Below are 25,827 nucleotides of genomic sequence, written 5' to 3'. Positions count from 1 at the left end.
TATGAAACCATTATTTCAAGAACTGCCATTCCCGATAGATAGTCACATTCATTTCTATGTGGAGGATCTACCGCATTTTATAGTGCCTTGGCACTACCATCCGGCTATTGAGATAATGTATATCACAAGTGGTACGGGTACTCGCTTTGTCGGGGATCATGTGGAAGGATATTTCGAGGGCGATGTTTGTATGATCGGCCCTCAACTGCCACATGAGTGGAGAAACGACCCTGTTTATTTCGATAAGAGCTCCGGCTTGCGGGCTACTTGTATTTGCTTGTTCTTCAAGCGTCAGATTTTTGAACCTAATTTAATCCGTCTTCCGGAGATGAATAATATCCGGGAATTGATAGAGCGTTCCCGTAGAGGAATTAAGTTTGTGGGTAAGTCCCGGAAGAAGATTGCCGAGCTGATCAGCCAATCCGCCAATGAGACGGGAGCGAGTAGGGTGATCAAATTGATTGCTTTACTGGAATTAATGGCGACTTCCGAAGAATATGAGATATTAGCCAGTACGGGGTTTACGGAAACGGTCAACTCGGACGATTTCGAGCGTTTCAATAAGGTCTATAAATATCTGGTGAAGAACTTCACGTCTCCAGTGAAGCTGGAGGAAGTCGCCGCTTTGGTAGGCTTGACTCCGACCGCTTTTTGTCGTTATTTCAAGAAACGGACCAAGAAGACTTTCGTGGAGTACCTGAATGACATGCGCATAGGACATGCGAAAAAACTATTGATAGAGGGAAACCTGAAGATATCCACGATTAGTTCCGAGGCCGGATTCAATAATCTATCCAACTTCATCGGCCAATTTAAGAAAACCACGAATATGCTTCCATCCGAGTACCAGAAAAAATATAAGGAGCGCCTGGATGGAGAATAAGGACAGGATTTCATAGTTGTTTGGAAAAATACTAAAATAAAGCCCAAGGTATTCGATCTATTTTTGCGATATAAGTTGTATCGTAAAATAGAATATCATGGAACATAAAAAGATTGTAATCCCATCCTTGTCATTTTTTCAAAATGAGTTAAAGGGGGAAGGTGTGGTAAAGAGCCGGAGAACTTTAGGTGAGCTTGCCGGAATTTTTGAGAATCAAGATGCTTATTCCCAATTACCATTAGATCAATTAGCATACGAGGTATATAGTTATTTACCGGAGCGGGAAGGCACTCCGGGAGGGCTTTATTTTGGTATTACTCAATTATATCCGGGAAAGGTGGGAGATGAGTATTTCATGACGAAAGGCCATTTTCATCAACAAGAGGATCGTTCGGAGTATTATTGGGGATTGGAAGGCGAAGGTATGTTGATCTTGATGGATCGGGAACGGAATACGTGGGCGGAAAGGATGATGCCGGGTAGCCTGCATTATATACCGGGCGGTGTAGCGCACCGGGTAGCTAATACTGGAAATAGCGTCTTGTCATTTGCCGCATGCTGGCCTTCGGATGCCGGGCATAATTATGAAGAGATAGCGAATAAGGGCTTCTCGGCCCGATTGGTAGAAGTGAACGGTACCCCTAAATTGCGATAGCTTATGTATACGATAGCGATAGATTTAGGGGGGACGGTCGTAAAGATCGGACTATTGTCTGATGGTGAGATCGTAGACTGTGTGAGATTACCTTCCCGTCTGGCTCTGGGATTAGCTCTGAACTTACCTAAGATAAAGGAGGCGATCGATCGGTTGTTGGCCGCTTGGCGTATTGATGTGGCGGCGCTTCGTTGTATCGGCCTGGCTTTTCCCGGGTTGGTAGATCCAATTCATAACCGGGTAATCTCTACGAATGAGAAGTATGATGATGCCTGTTCGATCAGTCTGGATAAATGGGCATGGGAGAATTGGGAAGTTCCTTTCTGCATGGATAATGACGCTCGTTTGGCCGTAGCCGGAGAATGGTGGCAGGGTGCGGCCCGGGGAAAGAACAATGTAGTCATGATGACAATCGGAACCGGTATCGGTACGGGAGTCGTGATCGATGGACGGCTTCTGTATGGACAGCATTTTCAAGCGGGTTCTTTGGGAGGACATTTTGTGTTGGATTATAAGGGCCGTCGATGTTCATGCGGGAATAAAGGCTGTGTAGAAGCTCTGTCTTCCTCTTTTTTCTTGCCGACCATTATCCGGGAGCATGCCCTTTTATCGGAATCATTTAAGCGAGATGCGGATATCTATGATTTCAAGCGCATTTTCAGGTTGGCGCAGGAGGGGAATACAGACGCTTTATTGATTAGAAACGAATGCATGGATATCTGGGCATCGGCGATAATAACCTATATACATGCTTATGATCCGGAAGTGGTGATTCTGGGAGGGGGGATTTTAAAAAGCCAAGAGGTAATCATTCCTTATATCAGTAAGCGAGTGGATGAATTAGCTTGGTGTCCTTCCGGGAAAGTCCCGGTTGTCCCGGCAATATTGGGCGATGACGCCGCTTTATTCGGCTTGGAGTATTTCATGGTAAAACAACAGCAAAATGAACGGATTTGTATTTGATAAAGGAATTGATATAACACCGGTTCAATCGCCTATGGGGTTTACCTATGGGGCGGGTGTATTTGGTCCGGAGGTCGAGATTCGCCGGCTGGAAGATATACGGGCTAGTTTGCGTGATCCTCAATGCAAGGGACCGGAGCAGGTTTACTCGATCGCTATGGATGTCGGCAAAGAAGAACATCGTGTGTTGCTGAATAAGTTACATTTGTTATTCGGGGTAGTGACATATAGTGCTGGTAAATTGGGGCAGGAGCCAGTCAGAAGTCAAGGGCATATTCATAAGATATCTCCTTATAGCGGTTGGTCTACGCCGGAAATCTATGAGATTTGGTCGGGAGAGGCGATTATTTATATGCAGGAGTATGCGGAGGATCAACCCGGTCGATGTTATGCGGTACATGCCTTTCCGGGGGATGTAGTGATCGTTCCTCCCTATTGGGTACATGCGACGATTAGTGCGAATCCGAGATTGCCTTTGACTTTCGGGGCGTGGTGCGATAGAGATTATGGTTTTGTGTATGAGGGGGTTCGTAAACACGGGGGAATCGCTTGGTTTCCTATATTTAATGGAAGCGATGAATTAGAATGGATTGCGAATCCGATGTACGATTCCTCTCATTTGATTTGTAAATCTCCTTCGGATTATATTTCTTTAGATATTCGGAAAGGGGTATCTATTTACAGACAATTCGAGGAAAATCCGGAGATTTTCTTATATGTGCCTAATCCCGCGTTGAAAGCGGAGGTCTGGCGTGATTTCGAGCCTTGAGTTTATAGATGGATTAAATACACAAGAAAAACATGAGAAACACGAGTTATAGATATTGGATGATTTATGTGATAGCGATTGTCGCCGCCATGGGAGGACTATTGTTTGGTTTTGATACCGGCGTGATTTCCGGGGCGATTCCTTTCTTCCAGAAAGATTTTGGCATAGACGATAGTATGGTGGAGGTCGTTACTTCCTCCGGTTTGCTGGGAGCTATTCTGGGAGCGCTGTGTTGTGGTAAGTTGACGGATCGCATAGGGCGTAGGAAAGTCATTTTGACTTCGGCTGTTATTTTCGCTATCGGTGCGTTATGGTCGGGATGGGCTCCGGGCATTTATCATTTGATCGCCGCCCGTTTATTCCTGGGGGTGGCTATCGGGATATCTTCTTTTGCGGTGCCTCTTTATATCGCAGAAGTTTCTCCGGCGAAATCACGGGGGATGTTTGTCGCCATGTTCCAATTGATGATTACGATCGGGCTTCTGGTATCTTATCTTTCGGATTTGTATTTTGCGGATGAGACGTCTGTTTCATGTTGGAGGCCGATGTTTTATGTGGGGGTGATTCCCGCTATTATTTTGTTCGTGGGTATGTTGCTGGTTCCACCATCTCCAAGGTGGTTGATGTCCGTTGGCAGGGAGGAGGAGAGTTTATCGGTCTTAAAGATGATCGAGCACCCGGATCAAGTAAATGTCTCATTTGAGCAGATGCGGAATGAGATGCGGAAAAATGATGAGCAACAAGGGCGTTTTAAGGATTTGGCTCAGCCTTGGTTGAGGAATGCGTTGGTTATCGCTATTGGTATCATGTTCTTCCAACAGTTCGTAGGTATCAATACGGTGATCTATTATAGTCCTAAAATATTCTTGATGGCCGGTTTCGATGGTGCGGTCTCTGCGATTGGGGCTTCTGTAGGGGTGGGAGTTGTCAATTTATTGTTCACGTTACTGTCTGTCTATTTCGTAGATCGGCTGGGAAGGCGTAAACTTTATTTTCTGGGGTTGAGCGGTATCGTGATTTCCTTGTCGCTACTCGCTACCTCTTTTATATTCGCCGCTCAATTAGGGGATTCCGGGAAATGGCTTTCCATTGTCCTTATTTTCTTATATGTGGGATTTTTCGCTATCAGCATCGGGCCTCTAGGTTGGTTGATTGTGTCGGAAGTGTTTCCACAAAAGTTAAGAGGGCTGGGGGCTTCTCTCGGTTCATTGTCCGTTTGGTTTTTCAATGCGATCGTATCGTTTACCTTTTTCAAGATACTGAAGGTATTCTCAATACCGGGAACCGATTTAACGATCAATGGCGAAAGCCAAGGGAATCCGGCAGGAGCGTTCTTATTTTATGCGTTTATTGGAATTGTGGCGATTATTTGGGGATATTTCTATGTACCGGAAACGAAAGGAGTTTCATTGGAGAATATCGAGGCTTTTTGGAGAAAAGGAGGACACCCGAAAGATAAAATAATATAATATGGATAGAAGAGTATTTATTAGACAAACAGCAGTTGCGGCATTAGGCGGCTTAGTGGCTTTTGATTTATCAAATGCATTAGCTAAAAGTGAAATGGCTTTTGCCGGGAAAGGAGAAATCTCGCCCCGGGCAATCACCATGTGGGATTTTTCTTGGTTGGAGAGGCGTTGGCCCGGAGCCGGTTATGAGGACTGGGACCAAGTATTGGACGAGCTCTCGGAACGGGGGTATAATGCGATACGTATTGATGCTTATCCTCATTTAATAGCGGAGAATCCAATGAAGAAATGGTTACTTAAAGAAGTTTGGAATCAGCAAGATTGGGGAAGTCCGGATATGAATGAGGTACAAGTTCAACCGAATTTGAACTTGTTCTTGTCGAAATGTAAGGAGCGGGATATTAAGGTCGGGCTTTCTTCTTGGTATCGTCTCGATGTGGATGAGGTTTGCCTGAAATTGGATACACCGGAGAAATTGGCGGATTGCTGGCTGACAACCCTTCGTTCGATCGAGGAGGATGGGTTATTGGATACGATCCTTTATGTAGATCTTTGCAATGAGTGGCCCGGTGATTCGTGGGCTCCTTTTTTCGCTAAGACATATCCGAATGTCGGTTGGGGGAATTGGTATAAGGAGGAATCCTTACGATGGATGAAAACCTCGTTGGAGAAGATGCGACAAGTATATCCGGATATGCCATTCTTATATTCTTTTGATCATGGGGATGTCAAGAAATATGAAGAGGTGGATTGCTCTTTTCTTGATTTGTATGAGCATCATATTTGGATGGCCCAACAGAATGGTGGAGAATTTTATAAGCTGGTGGGATATGGCTACAATCGTTTTTTACCGGATGATTATAAGAATGTGGTGAAAAACGCAGAACGGGTTTATCGGGAAAGACCTGGATATTGGCAGAAGTTGTTGACTGATAAGATAGAGCTTATGGCTTCTGTGGCCCGGAAGAATCGCCGTCCTCTTGTTACGACAGAGTGTTGGGGATTGGTGGATTATAAGGATTGGCCTTTATTGAAATGGGACTGGGTAAAAGATCTCTGCGAGTTGGGAACTATTACGGCAGCTCGTACGGGTATGTGGGTCGGCGTAGCGACCAGTAATTTTTGCGGGCCTCAGTTTGCTGGAATGTGGCGGGATGTGGAATGGCATAAACGCTTGACTTCTATCATCCGTTCTTCCCCGCTGGATGAGTCTCTCACGAAGAATAATGAAGTAGCAGCCAAATTATTGAAACGACTTTAATCTTGGGATGGTATGTATTACGATGATTCTTATATTTTGATAAGATTCTAAAAGCAGGAGGTAAATTTCTAAAAAGTTTATGTTTCTAATAATTGTAACTTGCCTTCGTGAAAGAGTTAAATAAATCGGATGTCATGAAAAGAATAATTTTAATTATGTGTTGCTTCCTATCCGTATTCGCTTGGGCCGATGACGGGAGGACAACGATCTCATTAAATGGGGAATGGGATTTTGATCAGACGGAACATGCTTTTCCCCCACGGAAATATACCCGTAAGATACCGGTTCCGGGATTGGTGCATCTAGCTAGGCCGAAAATTTCTCAATACGAGAAATTCTTCAAGAAGCCTGACGGCGTGGAGTTGGTGGAACAGTTTAATTTCTTGGAGAGAGATTATACGCCAATGTATAATTGGTATAAGCGAAAAGTATTTATCGACGAGAAATTCAAGGATGAGCAATTATTCCTTACGATAAAGAAAAGCCAATACGTTACACGAGTCTTCGTGAATGGACATCAAGTAGGGTCTTCCATGGAATGCTATACTCCAATGGATTTTAATATTACGAGTGCCGTAAAATATGGCTCGGACAATGAGATCTTAATTCAGGTGGGCGACCGGGCGTGGTTGCCTAGCGAGGCTGCCGGTGGTACGGATAAGGAGAAAGTCCATTACCTACCCGGAATCTGGGACGACGTGTTCATCACGGCTACCGGTAAGATGCGGGTCGACAAGATTTTGTTCCTACCTTCTCTGGCTAAAGGATTGGTGACAGTTAAGACTTTGGTGAGAAGTTTGTATCCACCCCAAATGTTGTATGGGGATAAAATGAAGGACTCTTGTAAGATTGAGTTCTGTGTCAAGGAGAAGACCACAGGGCAGGTGGTTGGAAAGAAAGTGATTGAAGGTGAGGTTAAACGGGATAATAGGACTTATTTCGAAACGAGTATCTCTTTGGATAATCCGAAGGCTTGGACTCCGGATTCCCCTTTCTTGTACGAAGGCGAGGTCTCGGTGTATGACCAAGATGAGCTTGTAGATCGTTATTCGGTGAACTTCGGGATGCGTGATTTTTCGAGAAAAGGCAAATTCTTTACGCTTAATGGGGATAAATTCTACTTACGAGGCTCCAATATCACGCTTCAACGTTTCTTTGAGGACCCGGATTGTCAAGCGTTGGCTTGGGATCGGGAATGGGTGAAGAAGCTGATGATAGACTTGCCAAAGTCGATTGATTGGAACGCTATGCGAATATGTGTCGGTATTGTTCCGGACTTCTGGTATGATCTTTGCGATGAGTATGGCATCGTATTGCAAAATGAGTGGCTTTATTGGCAAAATCATGGATGGGATGAACAGGTACGTAAGGAGTATACGAATTGGGTATGGAGCGATGGCAATCATCCCAGTATCGTGATCTGGGATGCAATCAATGAGAATTGGGACAGTTATATAGGAAATACGCTGATTCCCGAACTAAAGGAATTAGACCCGACCCGGATCTGGGATGCCGGCTATATGACATCTGATCAGATGGGAACGAATGATGAGATGGATGAGCCACACCCATATCGCGCGCTAACGTTGATGCATTCCAGTGAACTGAACGACTACTTCAAAAACAATCCCTATAACTTAGGTGCATTGCATGAGAATTGGGTAGGTTTCTCTTCTATACTAGATGCGGGCGTTCCTCAGTTGGTCAATGAGTACGGATGGATTTGGTTATGGCGTGATGGACGGCCCTCGAAATTGACACTCAATAATTATAATTATTATCTCGGCGAGAACGCTACTCCGGCTCAATGCCGTGAATTGCAAGCCTATTGGTTACAGCTTGAGACCGAGTGGCTGCGTTCAGAACGCTCGGTGGGTGGAATCTTGGCCTTTTGCCATCTGACCAATAATTATGGTTTCACGGGAGATTGGTTTATCAATGATATTAAGGACTTGCAACCTTCGCCGGCTTTCCGGTGGTTCAAGCATTGCTTCGCTCCAACGGCGGTCTTTATCGACTTGACGGACCATCGTTATACAAAACATCTCCCTGCCTTGAAACCGGGTAGTGATTTAGTCTTCAACTTGGTTGGGGTGAACGACTTGAATAAAGACTCGTCAGGAAAAGTTCTCTTGAAACTACTAGACGAGAAAGGAACTATTATTTCGACACAAGAAGAGTCTATTGTGATTGAACCTTTTGGCAAGCGGCTTCAACCTTGCCTTCTGAAATTGCCCTCAAAAGCAGGAGGTTATCTTTTGATAGCCGAGTATCATGAGAAGGGGGGGGCGAAACCAGTACTTAGTCGCCGTTATCTAAAAGTAGGCGATGCGGTAACCTCTTTCAAGGATTACTTTGAGTATACATTAAATTAGTTAGGTTAGCTTTTATATCCAATTTCCTACGGCGGCACTCCTCGTGAGTGCTGTCGAGGGGAATGCTACCCCTTTTTTGAAAATACTCAGAGTCCGAATAACCAAAAAGTAATGTTAGGAATATTGTTTAAACCTTTAAATTCGAATAATTTATGAAAAAGAAAAGTAAGGATCAGCGATGGCGTTGGATATGTGCCGGGTCATTATTGCTCGCTTCCTTAAGTGGCAATCTGGAGGCAAGCGGCCTTTCCCATCCTGATGTAAATCCGATGGAAGTTTCTCAAACGGTAAGAAAATTGCGAGGAACGATCTTGGATACGAATGGAACTCCGGTTATCGGTGCGAGTATTTCCGTAAAAGGAACTACTACCGGTACGATCTCTGACATGAATGGTGTATTTACGCTAGATGTGAAAAATGGCGATATCTTGGAAATCTCGTTTATCGGCTATCTCTCCCATACGGTTAAGGTCGGTACGCAGACTGATTTGCAGGTTGTCTTGAAAGAGGACACGCAAGCCTTGGATGAGGTGGTCGTGGTTGGTTATGGCGTCCAGAAGAAGAGCGTGATGACAGCGGCCATAAGCCGGGTCACCTCCGATGATTTGGAGAAGCTGACACCTACCCGGGTAGAGGATGTGTTACGGGGAAAGGTTTCGGGAGTAAGCATTATGCAGAATTCCGGACAACCGGGAGCCGAGTCGAGAGTCCGTATCCGTGGTACAGGAACTATTAATGATAGTAACCCTTTATATATTGTGGATGGAATGCCACTTGAAGGAGGTGTCGATTATCTGAATCCGCAGGATATACAATCTATCGAGGTCTTAAAAGATGCCGCTTCAGCCGCTATCTACGGTTCGCGTGCGGCTAATGGTGTTATTTTGGTTACGACAAAGAGCGGGAAAAAAGGAAAAGCGGTTGTCAATTATGATTTCTCAATCGGTTGGCAAAATCCTTGGCGAAAAATGTCGGTCTTGAATGCCACCGAATATGAGACAATAATGAATGAGGCTTACGTGAATGCCGGGATGGACCCTATTTACGATGATCCTTCGAAAGCTGGTGTAGGGACGAACTGGCAGAATGAGATTTATAACGAGAATGCCCCGATCATGAATCATCAAGCGAGCATCAGTGGTGGTGGTGATAAGGGAAGCTATTTCCTTTCTTTTGGTTATTTAGATCAAGAAGGAATTGTTGGAGGAAAAGATAAGTCGGATTATAAACGATATAGCTTACGTTTCAACAATACCTATAATGTGTTTGAGAATAAGACGAATAAATTCTTCCGTAGTTTCAAGGTCGGTACGAACCTAGGATATACACGGATCATATCCAAAGGTATTTCGGAGAATGACAACTTCTCCGGCCCGTTGGCAAGTGCGGTGATGACTCCACCGAACGAATCGGTCTATCTGGAGAATCCTTCGGCGGAAGATCTCGCTTATTACGAAAAAAATTATCCCGGTTATGTCAAGGATGACGAAGGCCGTATTTATAACGTGATCGAAAATCAAGAGATCGTGAATCCGGTCGCTATGATGCAGACCTTAAACAATAACAAGGACTGGGATAAATTTGTAGGATCTGTTTGGGGTGAATTGGAAGTATTCGAGAATCTTACGTTTAAGACCTCTCTCTCTACGGATATGGCTTTTTGGGGCGAAAGGAATTGGTTCCCTGTTAGTTATTTGTGTTATATGGTCAAGAATGAGAAATCGAGGGTGGAGCAAACGATGAATCGTGGCATGAAACTTCTTTGGGAGAATACGTTGAGTTATAAACGTTCGATCGATAAACATAATTTCGCGGTTTTACTGGGAACCTCTATGGAACGGTATGATAGTAAAAAGGTAAAGGGAACGGCCTTGAACTTACGAGCGGAAGATGATCATAAAGCGTGGATCGATTTCACCAATAGTGCCTCTCCCGGCGATCAGCATTCGGAAGGTGGGGCGACGGAGCATCGGATGGCCTCCGTTTTCGGACGATTGAACTATAATTATGACGAAAGGTATATGCTTGAGTTAACCCTTCGTCGGGACGGTTCCTCTAACTTCGGCCGGAATAATCAATATGCCTATTTCCCGTCCGTCTCTGCGGGCTGGACGTTGACTAACGAGCCTTTCATGGAAAATAAACCGGGATGGTTCGACTTCTTGAAAGTGCGCGGAAGCTGGGGACAGAACGGAAATGAGAAAATCGGATCGTTTGGATATACTACGACAATGACCGGAGGAAATAACTATAGTTTCGGGGCAAGCTCGAACGGTGTCATTCATAGCGGAACAAAGCCTACTTCTTTGGCTAATCCTGATTTGCGTTGGGAAACATCGGAGCAATTGGACTTTGGATTTGATTCTCGCTTCTTTAATAACTCCCTTTCTTTTAGTTTTGATTGGTTCAAGAAAGATACAAAAGACATGTTGATGGAGCGTCCGATACCCCTATATGTGGGAAGTGGCTCGCCTTTATCGAATGTCGGGACATTGACAAACCAAGGTATCGAGCTTGAAGTCGGTTATAAATTAAGTGTAGATAAAGTGAATCTATCTTTCTTGGCGAATGCTTCTTATGTGAAGAATGAGATCAAGAATCTGGGAAATCAGACGGGATATATTGATAAAGAGAGTTTACCAACTTTAGGTACGGTATCAAGGAACGAAAATGGTTATCCAATCGGTTATTTCTTCGGATACAAGGCAATTGGGGTTTTCCAGACACAAGAGGAGATCGATAGCTATATCAGTCCTGCTACCGGTAAGCCTATACAACCGAATGCGGCACCCGGTGATACGAAATTTGAGGATTTGAACGGAGACGGTGTGATCAGCGATGATAACGAGGACCGTACGATGATAGGCAAGCCTAATCCGGATTGGATGGTTGGACTTACCGTTGCGGCTGATTGGAATGGCTTTGATTTAAGTGCCTTTTTCCAAGGTTCTTTTGGAGCGGATGTTTTCGATGCGTTACGCCGTTATGAGTTGGCGGCAGTCAATTATACGTCGGATGCTTTGGAGCGATGGACTGGACCGGGTACCTCCAATTCGATGCCAAGGATTGTGTTAGGTGATACGCCTAAGAACTTCCGTCCGTCTACTTTGTTGGTTCACGATGCTTCTTTCTTGCGCTTACGTAATTTACAGGTAGGTTATACGCTACCGGCTCAGTTGACCCGGAAAGCTTATATACAACGCTTGAGATTTTATGCGTCGTTCGATAATTTGTTGACTATTACGGGATATAAAGGGATGGACCCGGAAATTGGTTCAACAATGGGTATAGATAAGGGTGTATATCCTCAAGCCCGGGTTTATACATTTGGATTGAATTTGACATTTTAATCATTAAAATTAGTGTTATGAATAAATATATTTATCTGCTAGCCGTTGTATTCGGACTAAGTAGCTGCAATGATTTTTTGGAGTTGTCTCCGACGAATAAGGTTATCGAAACGGATTATTACAAGACACAGGAGGATTTGACCGAGGCATTGGTCGCTGCCTATGACCCGTTGAAATGGAACGCTTATAATGCGTATAGCTCTTATGAACTGGTTAGTAATATCATGTCGGATGATGCGGAGACCGGTGGATCGACGGTATCGGATCAACCGCAGTTGCAACGAGTGAATGATTTTACCAATTGGGTGACACCGACAAACTTACCCGAGGGTTTATGGGGGCGTTCGTATGAGGGTGTAAACCGTGCGAATATCGTGATAGAGAAATGCCCTCTTCTTCCGGAGGGGACGATGTCGGCGGAGCTTCGTGATCGTTATGTAGCTGAGGCTCATTTCTTACGTGTATTTTATTATTTCCAGTTGTGGCGTTTCTTTGGATACATACCGTATTACGAGACGAATTTGGGATTGGATGATATAACAACTGTCCCTCAATTGCAACCGGATGAGGTCTATGCGAAGTTAATAGAGGATTTAGATAATAACGTTATTGGGAAGTTACCCAAGGTAGTCCCGGCTAATGAGAAAGGACGAGCTACGAATGGTGCCGCTATCGCAATGAAAGCACGTATCGTTCTCTATCAGAATGATGATACTAAAATGAAGGAGATCGCCAGCCAATTGAAAGAGCTAATTACCGATCCTGCCTATCAATATGACTTGATCCCGGATTATAAAGTCCTTTTTGATGATGAGTATGAGTGGTGCAAAGAATCTGTTTTTGAAGTCAATTATACGGAAATCGGGAACTCGAATGACTGGGCAGGCAAGGCCAATCAAGGTAACTCCGATATAATAATGCTAGGAGCCAGAGGTTTGAAAGATCCCAATAATGTGTATGTGGAAGGTTGGGGGTTTGCGCCTGTAACAAAAGCATTGAATGATGCGTTTTTACCGGATGATCCTAGAAAGTGGACAACGATCATAGATCATGAGGAGTTTAGAGCGGAAGGCGGAACGATTAGCTCGGATGTGAATCAATATACGGGGTATAGCGTACGCAAATATCATCCTCGTGCAGGGTATTCTTCTACGGTTGGTACGGAAGCGTTGAATTATAAAAACAATTACCGTGTAATTCGTTTCTCGGACATACTATTAATGGCATCGGAAGCTTTATTGAGAAGTGGAGGTAGCGTTGGCGAGGCACAGGATTATTATGCGAGAGTCGTTAAACGTGCGATGGGTGATGATTATAAGGTTCCGACGGTTTCATTGGATAATATCTATAAGGAACGCCGTTATGAGTTTGCGATGGAAGGTATTCGTTATTGGGATTTAGTACGTACGAACCAAGCGAAAGATTTTATCAAAGGCTGGGATGATACAAAGAAATACTTGCCGATTCCTCAGTCGGAGATTGATAAGTCGGATGGCCATTTGGTACAGAATCCTCATTTCTAAGAATTGAGCTGTATTTACATTTGTTCATTTTAGGAGAACCTGATAGCTTTTAATTTGTTGATAATTAGATATGGATGTGTGATCATTTGTCCACATCCATGTTTTTTGTCTTTAAGTAAATAGTTTAAATCGATAAAATATGAGATTAAAATAGAGTAATAACGGTACACGAATACCCATTTGCGACCGCTTACGATTCCGTTCGTTGGCTATTCACTTACGGATCCAAAAAGAAGGACATTTCTTTTTAGATGGGATAAGCTTGTATTCCGGATCTTTTTATGTACATTTGAAGCCACCCAATAGTGGGATAACTAAAACATGATATGACTATGGAAAAGAAAACAGAAAAAGAGGAGAAGTATATGAAGGAATTACAAGATCGGTATATCCGTTTCGACTGGGCCATCAAACGCCTACTCCGGCAAAAAGCGAATTTCGGAGTGCTAGAAGGCTTTCTTACCGTGTTCTTGGGCGAGCAGATCAAGATTGAGGAGATATTGGAGAGTGAGGGGAACCAGCAGGACGCTGATGATAAATTCAATCGGGTGGATATCAAGGCTAAGAACACAAAGGGAGATATCATCCTTATCGAGATCCAGAATACCTGCGAGCTTTATTATTTGGAACGTGTGCTCTATGGCATGGCGAAGGCCGTCACCGAGCATCTTCATTTGGGGCAGGACTATTCCGGGGTGAAAAAGATCTATTCTATCAGTATCCTTTATTTTGATATAGGCGTAGGAACCGATTATCTGTATCACGGGCAGAACCAATTTGTCGGCGTGCATACCCATGATCATTTACAGGTAAATACCAAGGAGAGGGGTGTGATCGTCAAGCGTCTTCCTTCGGAGATCTTTCCGGAGTATATATTGGTTCGGGTGAATGAGTTTGATAAGGAGGCCGTGACCCCCTTGGAGGAATGGGTGCGATACTTGAAAGACGGGATCATAACTTCCGAAACGACAGCCCCCGGCTTGGAAGAGGCACGAGAGAAATTACGCTATTACTCAATGTCTCCCGAGGAACGTTATGCTTATGACGAACATCTGAATGCGATTATGATCCAGAATGACGTGTTGAGCACTGCTAAGTTTGAAGGACGGGAAGAAGGCCGTGCGGAAGAACGTCTAGAAACAGCTCGGCGTATGCGGTCTGATGGGCTTTCGATGGAAATGGTCGTGCGTTATACTGGTTTGTCAGAGGAGGAAATAAATAATTTATGATATCCTTGGGGCTTTGCTAGCGGAGCAGGATCGGTTCTTTTAAGTTCTTGGCCTGCTCCTCGGATGATGTTCCAGTATCTCTTTGCGAAGGAATTCCCGGTCGATATGTGTATATATCTCGGTGGTGGTGATTTTCTCATGCCCCAGCATCTCTTGGATAGCGCGTAAGTTGGCGCCGCCTTCCAGCAAGTGGGTGGCGAAAGAATGACGGAAGGTATGGGGACTTACGTTTTTATGGATACCGGCGGCCTCCGTCTGTTGCTTGATGATATGAAATACCATGATACGGGAGAGGGCCGTTCCTCGCCGGCTTAGAAATAAAATATCCTCGAAGCCTTTTTTAACCACGACCGAATTCCGGTCATACAGATAGTTTTTAATTTCCCGCAAAGCAACTTCGGAGATAGGAACAAGCCGTTGTTTGCTTCCTTTACCCTCTACCCGGATGAAACCTTCCTTGGGATATATATCCGAATAACGCAGGCCAGTAAGCTCCGATACGCGCAGTCCGCAACTATATAAAACCTCCAGCATCGCACGGTTCCGCTGTCCCTCGGGAAGCGTGAGGTCTATCGTGTCGAGAATGCTATTTATCTCGTTGACGGTTAATACTTCCGGCAGCTTCAATCCGATCTTGGGAGACTCTAACAATTCGGTCGGATCATTTGTTATATAATTGTCAAGCAATAAGAAACGATAGAACGATTTGATACCCGAGATGATGCGTGCTTGCGATCGGGGATGGATGCCGATGTCACGTAATTGGGCGATGAACTGTTGCAAGTCGTCGTAGCTGATCTCCTTAACGTCCTTTTTCTCATCCTCTGCGAAACGTAGCAATTTGTCAAGATCTGTCAAATAGGCGTCGATGGAGTTGGCTGAGAGCGATTTTTCTAATCGTAAATAGGTGTTATATCGGTTTATTATATCTTTTCCTTGTCGCATTGTCGGTATGTCGTTATGAATGTGTCAAATAAAATCCTTACCTTTGCCGGATAATTCCGGCCTCAACGGGCGGTACAAAGGTAATAAACTTACAATTAAGAATGAAGAAGATTCAGATCATCAATGGCCCTAATTTGAATCTGTTGGGCAAGCGAGAACCGACAGTATACGGAAATGCCTCGTTCGAGGACTATTTGAGCGAGTTACGTGCCCGCTTTCCTCAGTGTGAGATATCTTATTATCAAAGTAATGTGGAAGGAGAGATAATTAACAAGATCCATGAGGTGGGTTTTGAATATGACGGTATCGTGTTGAACGCCGGCGCTTATACGCATACTTCCATTGCGTTGCACGATGCTATCAAGGCGGTTACTACGCCAGTCGTGGAAGTGCATATCTCGAATGTGCATGCCCGTGAATCGTTTCGTCATGTGTCGATGATATCGGCGGCATGCAGGGGAGTGATTCTTGGGTTTGGGCTGGATTCGTATCGGTTGGCGATCGAATCGTTTATGTGATAAAAGGTTTAGAAGGTTATCAAATAGAATTAATAATTAGGTTATAATAATTTAAGGTATATGTTAAAGCATACGAAGATTGTTGCTACAGTTTCCGACCAGCGCTGCGACGTTGCGTTCGTTGAGGCGTTATATAAAGCGGGAATGAATGTGGTGCGCCTGAATACGGCTCACATGATGGAAGAGGGGTTGACCCGTGTGGTAAATAACGTCCGTACAGTATCCGACCGTATCGGTATCTTGATGGATACAAAGGGGCCGGAAGTACGTACCACGACGACGGTAAACAAGGAACCGATCCCTTTCAAGACTGGAGAGATCGTGAAGGTAATCGGTAATCCCGATCAGGAAACTTCGCATGATTGTATTTGTGTGTCATATAAGAATTTCGTGAACGACTTGGCGATTGGCAGCGACATCCTTATCGATGATGGTGATCTGGAAATGAAGGTTACCGGGAAATCCGGCGATTGTTTGCTTTGCGAGATCCAGAATGACGCTACGCTAGGTAGCCGCAAGAGCGTGAATGTGCCGGGCGTACGTATCAATTTGCCTTCGTTGACTGAGAAAGACCGTAATAATATCCTTTGGGCGATCGATCATGATCTCGATTTTATCGCTCACTCATTTGTTCGCAACAAACAGGACGTATTGGATATCCAACGTATCTTGGACGAGCGTAACAGCCCTATCAAGATTATCGCTAAGATCGAGAATCAAGAGGGTGTAGACAATATCGAGGAGATTTTGGAAGTGGCTTATGGCGTTATGATCGCTCGTGGTGACTTGGGTATCGAGGTTCCGGCCGAGAAGATCCCGGGTATCCAGCGTATGCTGATCCGTAAATGCGTGGAGGTGAAGAAGCCGGTTATCGTGGCTACGCAAATGCTTCATTCCATGATTAATAATCCTCGTCCTACTCGTGCCGAGGTTACGGATATCGCCAACGCTATTTATTATCGTACGGATGCTTTGATGTTAAGCGGTGAGACGGCTTATGGAAAATATCCGATCGAGGCGGTACAGACCATGACGAAAGTGGCTCGTGAAGCCGAGAAGACCAAGCTTTCCGCGAATGATATCCGTGTGCCGATCGAGGGGAATGATTTAGACGTGACTTCTTTCTTGGCGAAACAAGCCGTTAAGTCTTCTTCTAAATTACATGTGAAGGCGATTATCACGGATAGTTATACGGGTCGTACGGCACGTTATCTGGCCGCTTTCCGCGGAACCTCTACTGTGTTCGCTATATGCTATAATCCTCGTGTGATGCGTATGTTGGGTCTTTCTTATGGGGTATGGGCGGTTCATCAGCCGTACAACGACAGTCGTAGGGGATATTTCTATGATGCGTTGAACCAGCTGATCCATAGCGGACGTATCACTCGCAACGATATGGTAGCGTATTTGAGCGGTAGCTTCGGCGAAGGTGGCGGTACCAGCTTTTTGGAGATTAACAACGTAGGAAAGGTGCTGGATGCCGGCACGCAATATCAGTTGCCTACTTTTAAAGAGTAAGAGGAATGTTTACGGGCGAGATTGATGCGTATATTCTTTCTCATATAGATGAAGAAGGGGATTTGCTGTCGGCGCTGAATCGCGACGCCAATGTGAACCTTCTCCGTCCGCGTATGCTATCCGGGCATTTGCAGGGTAGGATATTGAAGATGTTTTGCCGGATGATTCGTCCGAGAAGAGTCTTGGAGATCGGGACTTATACGTCTTATGCCACTTTGTGTATGGCGGAAGGCATGGAAGAGGGGGCGTTGATCCATACGATTGAGATCAATGACGAGATGGAGGATTTTATCATGAAATATCTTTCCCGCTCGCTACATAAGGACAAGATAAAAGTCCATTTTGGGGATGCGATGGAGATTATCCCCCGTTTGGATGAGACGTTCGATATGGTTTTTATCGATGCCGACAAACGCCTGTATTCCGAGTATTATGATTTGGTATTCCCGATGGTCCGTCCGGGCGGCTTGATTCTCGCGGATAATACGCTTTGGGACGGTAAAGTGGTAGAAGAAGTGCATCCTTCCGATAAACAAACGAAGGGAATACTGGTTTTTAATGAAAAGGTTAAGCAAGACGATCGGGTAGAGAAGGTGATCCTCCCTTTACGTGACGGCTTGACGATGATCTGGAAAAAGTAAATAATAAAGCGTATGGAAAGTACTAGATTACAAAAGATCGAACGCCTTCTTCAGAAGGAGTTGAGTGATATATTTCAGAAGCAGACGCAAGGAATGCATGGCGTATTGGTCTCTGTCAGCGTAGTTCGTGTAAGTCCGGATTTAAGTGTGGCGAGAGCTTATTTAAGCATTTTCCCGTCGGATAAATCGCAAGAGCTATTGGAGGCTATACGGAGCAATACGAAAGCGATCCGTTTTGATTTGGGGCAACGTATTCGTTTGCAGGTTCGTAAGATTCCTGAATTGAGCTTCTTTATAGACGATTCATTGGATTATATCGAGAATATCGACAATCTTTTGCATAAGTAATCAGAGGAGCCTTGAATCTTCCGTTCTATATAGCCCGGCGATATCTCTTTTCGAAGAAGTCGCACAATGCCATAAATATCATATCGATGGTATCGGTATGCGGGGTTGTTGTCGCCACGATCGCCTTAGTATGCGCCTTGTCGGTCTATAATGGTTTCAACGATTTGGTCTCTTCTCTGTTCAGCAATTTTGATCCGGAGTTGAAGATCATGCCTCGGAAAGGGAAGGTTTTCGACCCGACCTCGGAAGAGATACGTAAGGTGCGGGAATTGCCCGGCATTGTTTGTTTTAGTGAGGTATTGCAGGACAATGCCTTGGTCCGTTATCGAGATCGTCAGGGTGTAGCTACCTTGAAAGGTGTAGACGAGCAATATGAGAAACTGGCGCAGATCGATAGTATCTTGATCGATGGAAAGTTCCTTCTGAATGACGAGGTGGCGAATTACGCGAATATGGGGATCGGATTGGCTTTCTCGCTAGGAATAAACGCAGGCTTTGTCTCTCCGCTGGAGATCTACGCTCCGAAGCGGGAGGAGAAGGTGAACATGGCGAATCCGGCTTCTTCTTTCAATTTGGAATATGCTTATATCGGTGCTGTCTTTCGTACGGACCAACAGGTTTACGATGATTCATATATGATCGTGCCTTTGTCATTGGCCCGTTCTTTATTTAATTATGATAAAGAAGTGACAGCGGTGGAATTGAAGGTGAAAGATAGCGGGGATATCGCTCCGGTAAAGAAAGAGATTCAACGTATCCTAGGTGATCAATATATCGTGCAAGACCGTTTTGAGCAACAAGAGGCTTCTTTCAAGATGATGCAAGTCGAGAAATGGATGACCTTCTTGATCCTTACTTTTATATTGGCGATCGCCTTATTCAACGTGGTGGGTTCTTTATCCATGTTGATGATCGAGAAACAGGAGGATGTGAGCACACTGCGTAATATGGGGGCTGATGACAGTCTGATCCGTCGGATTTTCTTGTTTGAAGGCTGGATGATCTCCGGTTTTGGAGCTTTGATCGGAGTCTTGATCGGGGTTGTGCTTTGCTTGCTACAACAAGAGTTTGGCTTTATAAAACTAGGGGAAGCTGCCGGAGCGTTTATTATAGAGGCTTATCCGGTACGTGTAGTCCCGGTCGATATAATAACAGTCTTTGTGACGGTATTAACGATAGGCTTTTTAGCTGCGTGGTATCCTGTACGATATCTTGCTAAGAAGTTGAAAATTGAGAATTGAGAATGAATACCGCTTGCCGATAATTCTCAATTCTCAATTCTTAATTAGTTGTATTCTTTTCCGTATTTGATTTTAGCGTCGGCTACGAATTGTTTGATACGTTGTTCGTCATCCTTCTTACAAATCAATAATACGTTTCCAGACTCGGCCACGATGCAATCTTTTAGCCCTTGGATAACGGCTAGACGTTTCGGGTTATTTAATGCGATCACATTGCCGGAGCATTCGTATAGCATTGCCTCGTTATTTTTCAATACTGCGTTCTCATTTTCGTCTTTATTCGCTAGGTCGAACAAAGATCCCCAGCTACCGAGGTCAGCCCAACCGAAATCTACACATAGCATATATACGTTGTGCGCTTTCTCCATGATACCGTAGTCGATGGATATATTTAGGCAATAAGGGAAATTCTCTTGGATGAACGCTTTTTCTTCCGAGGTATTAAATTTATCCTTACCTAGATCGAAACGGCTGCTGATATCCGGGAGATATTTAGAGAACGCTTCCAAGATCGTATTCACGTTCCAGACGAACAAGCCAGAATTCCAGAAGAATTCTCCACTTTCCATAAATACCTTTGCCAACTCGAGGTCCGGTTTTTCAGTAAAGGTCTTCACCTTGGTGAAATCATCTACTACCGTATCACTGCTTTGGATATATCCGTATCCTGTTTCCGGGCGGCTAGGCTTGATGCCCAAAGTGACCAACGCACGGTTTCTCTTCACGAAATCCAACGCCTTTTGAACGTCCCTCAAGAAAACATCCTCTTTTAAGATCAGATGGTCGGAAGGGGCTACGACAATATTGGCTTCCGGATTGCATGCCTTAATATGATAAGCCGCATAAGCGATACAAGGAGCCGTATTGCGACGAGCCGGTTCCAAAAGTATTTGTTCTTCCGCTAATTCCGGCAACTGCTCCTTGATTAAGTCCGCATAAGATTCGTTGGTAACGATGTATATATTTTCAGTAGGGATGATTTTTGCGAAGCGATCAAATGTCATTTGCAGTAAAGACCGTCCGCTTCCAAAAAAATCAAGGAATTGCTTTGGGTAACTTTCTCTACTGAAAGGCCAGAAACGGCTACCGATCCCGCCTCCCATGATGACGCAATAATTATCTTTCATGATATTGGCTGTTATTATGATTATACGTTTACAAATGTAACGAAATAATCTTTCTATGCGAAACAATCCCATACATATTCCCACTGTGAAAAAAATATTTGAAAATTTTTACCCAAACGCTTGCGGGTTTAAAAAAAAGCTGTACCTTTGCAACGCATTTGAGAAACAAACCTACTGCTAAAGCTAAAAGGTTAATCAAAAATGCCCAGATGGCGGAATTGGTAGACGCGCTGGTCTCAAACACCAGTGGATTCACTTCCATGCCGGTTCGATCCCGGCTCTGGGTACTGAAGTTGAAAAGCTTGATTGAGTAATCAGTCAAGCTTTTTTTGTATGTAATTATTCGGCAGGACTATCCACGGCTAGACAATTTTTGTATCTTTGCTCAACTCATGAATTTATAAACAACAAGGTGAAATATCCCATTAAAACAGAAAGATTAATCATACGGCTTGCTGAACCGGAAGATGCAGAAAGCATTTTTTCTTACCGTTCTGACTTTGCGGAAAATAAGTATCAGGGATGGTTTCCTGATTCAGTTGAAGAAGTCCGTGATTATATTAGCAATATGCCGGCGACAATGGATATTGCCAATATATGTTTTCAGTTTACCATTATTCTTGCAGATGAAAACAGGTTAATTGGTGATATGGGAATTAGCTTTACCAATCACAACAATATGCAGGCTGAACTTGGATGTACACTACATAAAGATTATCAGAAAAAAGGTTATGCTACAGAAGCATTGAAAGCAATAGTTGATTATCTTTTTGGAACGCTCGATAAACATCGGATTATAGCCTCAGTCGATCCGAGAAATACAGCTTCTATCCAGTTAATAGAGCGATTGGGGTTCAGAAAGGAAGCTCACTTTAAGGAGAGCTATTATTTGCGTGGGGATTGGGTAGATGATATAATTTATGCGCAGCTTAAAACCGAATGGGGTAATAATGATAAATATAGCAAAGAAGAGATAATGATAGACCCCCGAATTATTGCCTTGCAATTTAATGAATGTATCAGTAGGGCTGACATAAACGCACTATCCCATCCGGACACGAAAGAGAATAGAAATAAGTTTGGTATATAAACATGAAACAATGAATATTGGAGAATATAAATGAATATAGGTTACAAGGTTGGTGAGTTGATTTATGATGCAAATATATATGATGGATTAAATACCTTTCTATCTGATTTGCAATTCTACAAAAAGTGGCTACCGAAAAATAAGGAGGCTGAAATACTTGAACTGTGCTGTGGTACAGGCAGACTTACGATCCCCATTGCCAAAGATGGATACAACGAAAATTCGGAAAAACAGATATATGTTTTAACCCTTAATGATAATAAGGTATTATACGAAAAGATACAAAACCAAAGATGAAAATGGACTTTAAAATCAGAATAGCGCAACAATCTGATAGTGCTGAACTGAGAGATTTGTATAAGAATACCGTGCTTGTAGTAAACAGGCGTGATTATTCACAGGATGAAGTTGAAGATTGGGCATCATGCGGAGATGATCTTTCCAATATAGAGGAAATGATAAAGACTCACTATTTTATTGTGGCTGTTAATCAACTGTCTCAGATTGTAGGTTTTTCATCCATTACGCCGCAAGGCTATCTGTACTCTATGTTCATTCACGCAGACTTTCAAGGCAAAGGCATTGCAACTATGCTTTTGGAAGAAATAGAACGATATGCTATTACAAAAGGTATTATACAAATCACATCAGAAGTGAGTCTAACTGCTCGTCCATTCTTTGAGAAGCAAAAATACGTGGTGAAGAAGGAACAAAAACGACAGGCAAATAAATTGAATTTGACTAATTTTTGGATGGCAAAAACCTTATCTGTAATAAAACCATATCATGGTCGTATTCCTGCTTGTGGTGTGTTCTGTGGCGGTTGTCCAAGCTACACACGAGATGAAAAAATTTGTCAGGGAGCAGAGGAAAACAAAACCCGCTGTGAAAAATGTAGAACATTTTACCTGTGTTGCGTTGAGAAAGGAATAACACACTGCTACCAATGTCATCTATTTCCTTGTACTAAGTTCAAAGGTTTTACAAAACGTTGGTTAAAGTATGGACAAGACTTTATTGAAAATCAGAAATTTTTAAAGCAGGTGGGTGAAATGGAATTTTTGAGGTTTTATAATGAAAAGGTTATAGATTAAGTTTAGTCCATTTCTCTTGTATATCTAAAATGAACTAAACCTTTGTTTTTATTGAAAGTTGTTAGCCTATCTCCTTTGAAAGAAATCTCTTGAATTCTTCCTCACTGGGCAACTGGATTTTATACTTTTGTACAAAAATATTTGGGTCTAATCCTGCTGTGGCATAACGAACTAAAGTATCTCCTTTTTCAGTACAAAGCAAAATACCGATTGGTGGATTATCATCGGGCTGCATTACTTCTGCTTTGAAGTAGTTTAGATACATATTCAGTTGGGATGCATATTCATGGTGGAATTTGTCAATTTTTAAATCCACTATGACATGGCATTTCAATATGCGGTGATAGAAAACGAGGTCAGCAAAGAAGTAATCTTCATCTATCAGTATGCGTTTTTGGCGAGCTTCAAAGCAGAAGCCGTGTCCCATTTCCAGAAGGAACTTTTGTAAATTATCAAGGATGGCTTGCTCTAAATCATTCTCTGTAACTAATGCCCGTTCATTTAACCCTAAGAACTCTAAGGTCAAGGGAGTATTTATTACATTCGCAGGCTGTAGTTGAACTGCCTGTTGCTGTACTAATGCAGAAAGAGCTTCTTTGTTTTTAGATAATCCACTACGCTCGTAGTACAATGAATCAATCTGCCGTTCCAGTTCTTTTACAGTCCAGCATCCCCTAATCGTTTCCATTTCATAAAAGGCACGTTTAATAGGATTGTCAATAGCAGATATTGCATTCAAATGCGTAGAAGATAATCTGTTAAATAGCTTTTCTGCAGCCAATTTCCAGTCATTATTTGCTATTTCTGAAACCACTTGCAATTTGGCGGTTACTGACCGCCGAATCTCTGTTTCAAATTCGGCGGTCGGCAACCGCCGAATTCCCGAACCCGACATAACATAGCCTAAAACCTCTTCTTTCAACTGTGGATAAACAAGATACAAACGTCTGAACTCCCGGAATCGACGTTCATTCAGCCCTTTGGTATTCAGTCGTTTTTCCAGCTTCTTCAAGAGTTGCTCACCATAGGCTGCACGGTCTTCACCGTTTTGTTCAAACTTCAATAGCTTGTTTGAGTAGTCTACATTCTTATATGTAAGGTCTTTCACATCACAGAAGCGTAAACCACAATATAGGCAGAAGATAAAGGCACGTCTTACCATTGGGTTCTCATTCTCATAATGGCAGTTGATAAGAGCCTGAATTTCTTCCAGTGAAAGCACATCTTTCCGTAACATTTGGTCGTCTACCTTGCAAATTACTTCTTTACACGGGTCTTTCAGTATCACATCGTGTTCGATGGCATAGCGTATCACTTTCTTGAAACGCTGATAGATACTTTTTGCTCCCTCGCCAACGCTACGGGATTGCAAATAGTCTACAAACAGAACCATCATATCTTTAGTAATAAGTTCGGGCTTGATGTTACATTCATATAATGGCTACTGTTCTTTCAGAAAATCCTTAAAACGACTGAAAGCAATTTGCATCATACGCAGGTCTTTCTTAATATTTATGGCTAATCAGTTAAAGAAATCCCTTTCTTTGGAGATTGAACGGTTCAATGCTTCGCAGAAGAAAGGATTTAGCTTTATGTTTTGATGTAAAATGCTTTTTCATAGTTCCTCTATAATAGAAGCTCACGCTAGTAGCCAAGAGGTAGTGTGGCATGTTTAGAACATGTATTCCCAAAAAGAAGAAGGAATCTGCTCTTTTGTCGAAAAAAAGTCTTATGTTTACGCACGATATGAAAAACAGGGTTTATATAGGCCCTGATATCAGTAAATAACCAACCTTGACATGTGTACAAACAGAGATAAGGCTATCTCTTTTGGGCGGGACGGCGGAGATGTCTGCCGTTTCGTTTTTTGTCTATGAGCCAGTGACGTGGTTGCTGACGAATCGTTGCCTCAAGATATTTTTCTGTAGATTCATCGTTCATATATTACCAATATTAATCAAGTAAACGCTCACCCGATATTTATTGGGGACAGACTTAATTCAAAGGGATAAGACAAGAATTGCGGATGTCAGCTTAATGCGATGAATGGTATCTTTTTGATTGAAATACCTTCTTTTTTACGACACGGCTCTCTGGCTATAAAAGCCAACGAGCGTAAGCGGGGAGTGCGAACAAGCTGCCGCAACCGCTTTTTAACACGATAAGCGTCGCTTTTTAACGAATATATACGTATCAACCAACACATATGGCTGTATCAACTCACACATATAGCAGTGTCAACCCACACATATAGTCGCGTCAAGCTACACACATAGTGGCGTAAGCCTACACATATATAGGTATCGGCCCTCACATGCGGTAGCGTTGGGCATTATTACCGCCTAACGACCGTAAAACATGAACTAGGGTGAATTATTTCGGCTGGAACGGAAGGCTGTTTTTCAGCAAACGGCTATCAAACAGAGAATTGCTGTTTTTTTCTCTCGAATTTGGAAGCGAGACGCACTTAGGTACGGAATAATCGTTTCTCTGGGACTTAAGATTACAAGTTGTCAAAAAGACAAATGGGCTACTTGTATCTATAGTTCCTCTGCCATTTCCCGATAACCATCGGGGGAGAGACGCTTAATGTATAATTTATGCCTTGTCAGGTGAATAACTTACGGCTGGGGGTAGCCGTAAGCTTACGAGTCTGGAAGTGGTTAGTTATTCACTTGGGAAGCCTTTCTCAAGTGAGTTGGCCTGTTGATTAACAGGATATAAGACAGCGATTTATATGGCAATGGTTATCCCATGATCTCATCTGTTGGCCGACTTCTATATTTCTGTAGGTCGACTTATCTTAGGCTGCCGGCTGAAATATAGAT

Annotated in this window: 20 protein-coding genes, 1 tRNA gene and 2 pseudogenes; 19 read left to right on the top strand and 4 right to left on the bottom strand. The window is 43.3% G+C overall.

Annotated features, from left to right (window positions below; genetic code table 11):
• Window position 1 precedes the first annotated feature (1 nt).
• The 10 genes from CI959_RS06330 to CI959_RS06285 all read left to right on the top strand — a co-directional run bounded on the left by CI959_RS06330 (window position 2) and on the right by CI959_RS06285 (window position 14,477).
• Window positions 2-883, top strand: coding sequence for an AraC family transcriptional regulator (locus tag CI959_RS06330; protein ID WP_005863332.1), 882 nt, complete (start codon window positions 2-4; stop codon window positions 881-883).
• 97 nt (window positions 884-980) lie between these two features.
• Window positions 981-1,538 carry a glucose-6-phosphate isomerase gene (locus CI959_RS06325; protein WP_011967258.1) on the top strand — a complete coding sequence of 186 codons (558 nt, stop codon included), beginning with the start codon at window positions 981-983 and terminating at the stop codon, window positions 1,536-1,538.
• A gap of 3 nt (window positions 1,539-1,541) precedes the next feature.
• Window positions 1,542-2,501, top strand: a complete 960-nt coding sequence (locus tag CI959_RS06320) for an ROK family protein (protein ID WP_008779090.1) — start codon at window positions 1,542-1,544, stop codon at window positions 2,499-2,501.
• Entirely contained in the window at window positions 2,482-3,270 is a 789-nt protein-coding gene (locus CI959_RS06315) for a glucose-6-phosphate isomerase family protein (protein WP_011967259.1), read from the top strand. The genes CI959_RS06320 and CI959_RS06315 overlap by 20 nt, the downstream gene beginning before the upstream one ends.
• A gap of 32 nt (window positions 3,271-3,302) precedes the next feature.
• The gene (locus tag CI959_RS06310) at window positions 3,303-4,739 is read left to right on the top strand and encodes a sugar porter family MFS transporter (protein WP_057316267.1); all 1,437 of its coding nucleotides are present in this window, start codon (window positions 3,303-3,305) and stop codon (window positions 4,737-4,739) included.
• A 1-nt stretch (window position 4,740) separates the two neighbouring features.
• Window positions 4,741-6,000 (top strand): cellulase-like family protein, encoded by a 1,260-nt coding sequence (locus CI959_RS06305; protein ID WP_008779093.1) that lies wholly within the window; start codon window positions 4,741-4,743, stop codon window positions 5,998-6,000.
• Between the two features lie 134 nt (window positions 6,001-6,134).
• Window positions 6,135-8,375: a glycoside hydrolase family 2 protein gene (locus tag CI959_RS06300; RefSeq protein ID WP_008779094.1), complete on the top strand. Its 2,241-nt coding sequence runs from the start codon at window positions 6,135-6,137 to the stop codon at window positions 8,373-8,375.
• Between the two features lie 152 nt (window positions 8,376-8,527).
• On the top strand, window positions 8,528-11,725 hold the full coding sequence (locus CI959_RS06295) for a TonB-dependent receptor (RefSeq protein ID WP_057316268.1): 3,198 nt from the start codon (window positions 8,528-8,530) through the stop codon (window positions 11,723-11,725).
• 17 nt (window positions 11,726-11,742) lie between these two features.
• Complete coding sequence (locus CI959_RS06290) at window positions 11,743-13,248, top strand: RagB/SusD family nutrient uptake outer membrane protein (protein WP_008779096.1); 1,506 nt, start codon at window positions 11,743-11,745, stop codon at window positions 13,246-13,248.
• Between the two features lie 332 nt (window positions 13,249-13,580).
• Window positions 13,581-14,477 carry an Rpn family recombination-promoting nuclease/putative transposase gene (locus CI959_RS06285; RefSeq protein WP_057316269.1) on the top strand — a complete coding sequence of 299 codons (897 nt, stop codon included), beginning with the start codon at window positions 13,581-13,583 and terminating at the stop codon, window positions 14,475-14,477.
• 39 nt (window positions 14,478-14,516) lie between these two features.
• On the opposite strand, the gene xerD is transcribed toward CI959_RS06285, so the two are convergent.
• A complete protein-coding gene (gene xerD, locus CI959_RS06280) occupies window positions 14,517-15,422 on the bottom strand; it encodes a site-specific tyrosine recombinase XerD (protein ID WP_005859891.1) in 906 nt (301 codons plus the stop codon).
• A 101-nt stretch (window positions 15,423-15,523) separates the two neighbouring features.
• On the opposite strand from xerD, the gene aroQ reads away from it, so the two are divergent.
• The 5 genes from aroQ to CI959_RS06255 are packed head-to-tail and all read left to right on the top strand — an operon-like array spanning window position 15,524 to window position 19,688.
• Complete coding sequence (gene aroQ / locus CI959_RS06275; protein WP_005859889.1) at window positions 15,524-15,940, top strand: type II 3-dehydroquinate dehydratase; 417 nt, start codon at window positions 15,524-15,526, stop codon at window positions 15,938-15,940.
• Between the two features lie 60 nt (window positions 15,941-16,000).
• Window positions 16,001-17,458, top strand: a complete 1,458-nt coding sequence (gene pyk, locus CI959_RS06270; RefSeq protein ID WP_005859887.1) for a pyruvate kinase — start codon at window positions 16,001-16,003, stop codon at window positions 17,456-17,458.
• Between the two features lie 5 nt (window positions 17,459-17,463).
• Entirely contained in the window at window positions 17,464-18,099 is a 636-nt protein-coding gene (locus CI959_RS06265) for an O-methyltransferase (RefSeq protein WP_005859885.1), read from the top strand.
• 12 nt (window positions 18,100-18,111) lie between these two features.
• Window positions 18,112-18,447 carry a 30S ribosome-binding factor RbfA gene (gene rbfA, locus CI959_RS06260; protein WP_005859883.1) on the top strand — a complete coding sequence of 112 codons (336 nt, stop codon included), beginning with the start codon at window positions 18,112-18,114 and terminating at the stop codon, window positions 18,445-18,447.
• An 11-nt stretch (window positions 18,448-18,458) separates the two neighbouring features.
• On the top strand, window positions 18,459-19,688 hold the full coding sequence (locus CI959_RS06255) for an FtsX-like permease family protein (RefSeq protein WP_008772970.1): 1,230 nt from the start codon (window positions 18,459-18,461) through the stop codon (window positions 19,686-19,688).
• A gap of 44 nt (window positions 19,689-19,732) precedes the next feature.
• Here the strand turns inward: CI959_RS06255 and CI959_RS06250 are convergent, their stop codons facing one another.
• Window positions 19,733-20,815: a mannose-1-phosphate guanylyltransferase gene (locus tag CI959_RS06250; protein WP_005859880.1), complete on the bottom strand. Its 1,083-nt coding sequence runs from the start codon at window positions 20,813-20,815 to the stop codon at window positions 19,733-19,735.
• Window positions 20,816-21,018: 203 nt separating this feature from the next.
• Between CI959_RS06250 and CI959_RS06245 the strand changes: the two genes are divergently transcribed.
• From CI959_RS06245 to CI959_RS06230, 4 genes and pseudogenes are all read left to right on the top strand, one after another.
• Window positions 21,019-21,102 (top strand) — tRNA-Leu (locus CI959_RS06245).
• 125 nt (window positions 21,103-21,227) lie between these two features.
• Window positions 21,228-21,905 (top strand): GNAT family N-acetyltransferase, encoded by a 678-nt coding sequence (locus CI959_RS06240; protein WP_036629099.1) that lies wholly within the window; start codon window positions 21,228-21,230, stop codon window positions 21,903-21,905.
• Between the two features lie 30 nt (window positions 21,906-21,935).
• Window positions 21,936-22,121 (top strand): annotated as a pseudogene (locus tag CI959_RS06235) (methyltransferase); the annotation flags it as partial.
• A gap of 77 nt (window positions 22,122-22,198) precedes the next feature.
• A complete protein-coding gene (locus tag CI959_RS06230) occupies window positions 22,199-22,999 on the top strand; it encodes a GNAT family N-acetyltransferase (RefSeq protein WP_057316271.1) in 801 nt (266 codons plus the stop codon).
• Between the two features lie 61 nt (window positions 23,000-23,060).
• Here CI959_RS06230 and CI959_RS06225 read toward each other — a convergent pair whose 3' ends face one another.
• Together CI959_RS06225 and CI959_RS21760 are read right to left on the bottom strand one after the other, a co-directional pair.
• On the bottom strand, window positions 23,061-24,062 hold the full coding sequence (locus tag CI959_RS06225; RefSeq protein WP_036633227.1) for a PDDEXK nuclease domain-containing protein: 1,002 nt from the start codon (window positions 24,060-24,062) through the stop codon (window positions 23,061-23,063).
• Window positions 24,045-24,506, bottom strand: a pseudogene (locus CI959_RS21760) (phage integrase SAM-like domain-containing protein); the annotation flags it as partial. The pseudogene CI959_RS21760 and the gene CI959_RS06225, both read right to left, overlap by 18 nt.
• Window positions 24,507-25,827 lie beyond the last annotated feature (1,321 nt).

The sequence above is a fragment of the Parabacteroides sp. AT13 genome (genome assembly GCF_002272965.1).
Lineage (GTDB): Bacteria > Bacteroidota > Bacteroidia > Bacteroidales > Tannerellaceae > Parabacteroides > Parabacteroides distasonis.
This window is presented reverse-complemented; position numbering and strand designations above follow the sequence as displayed.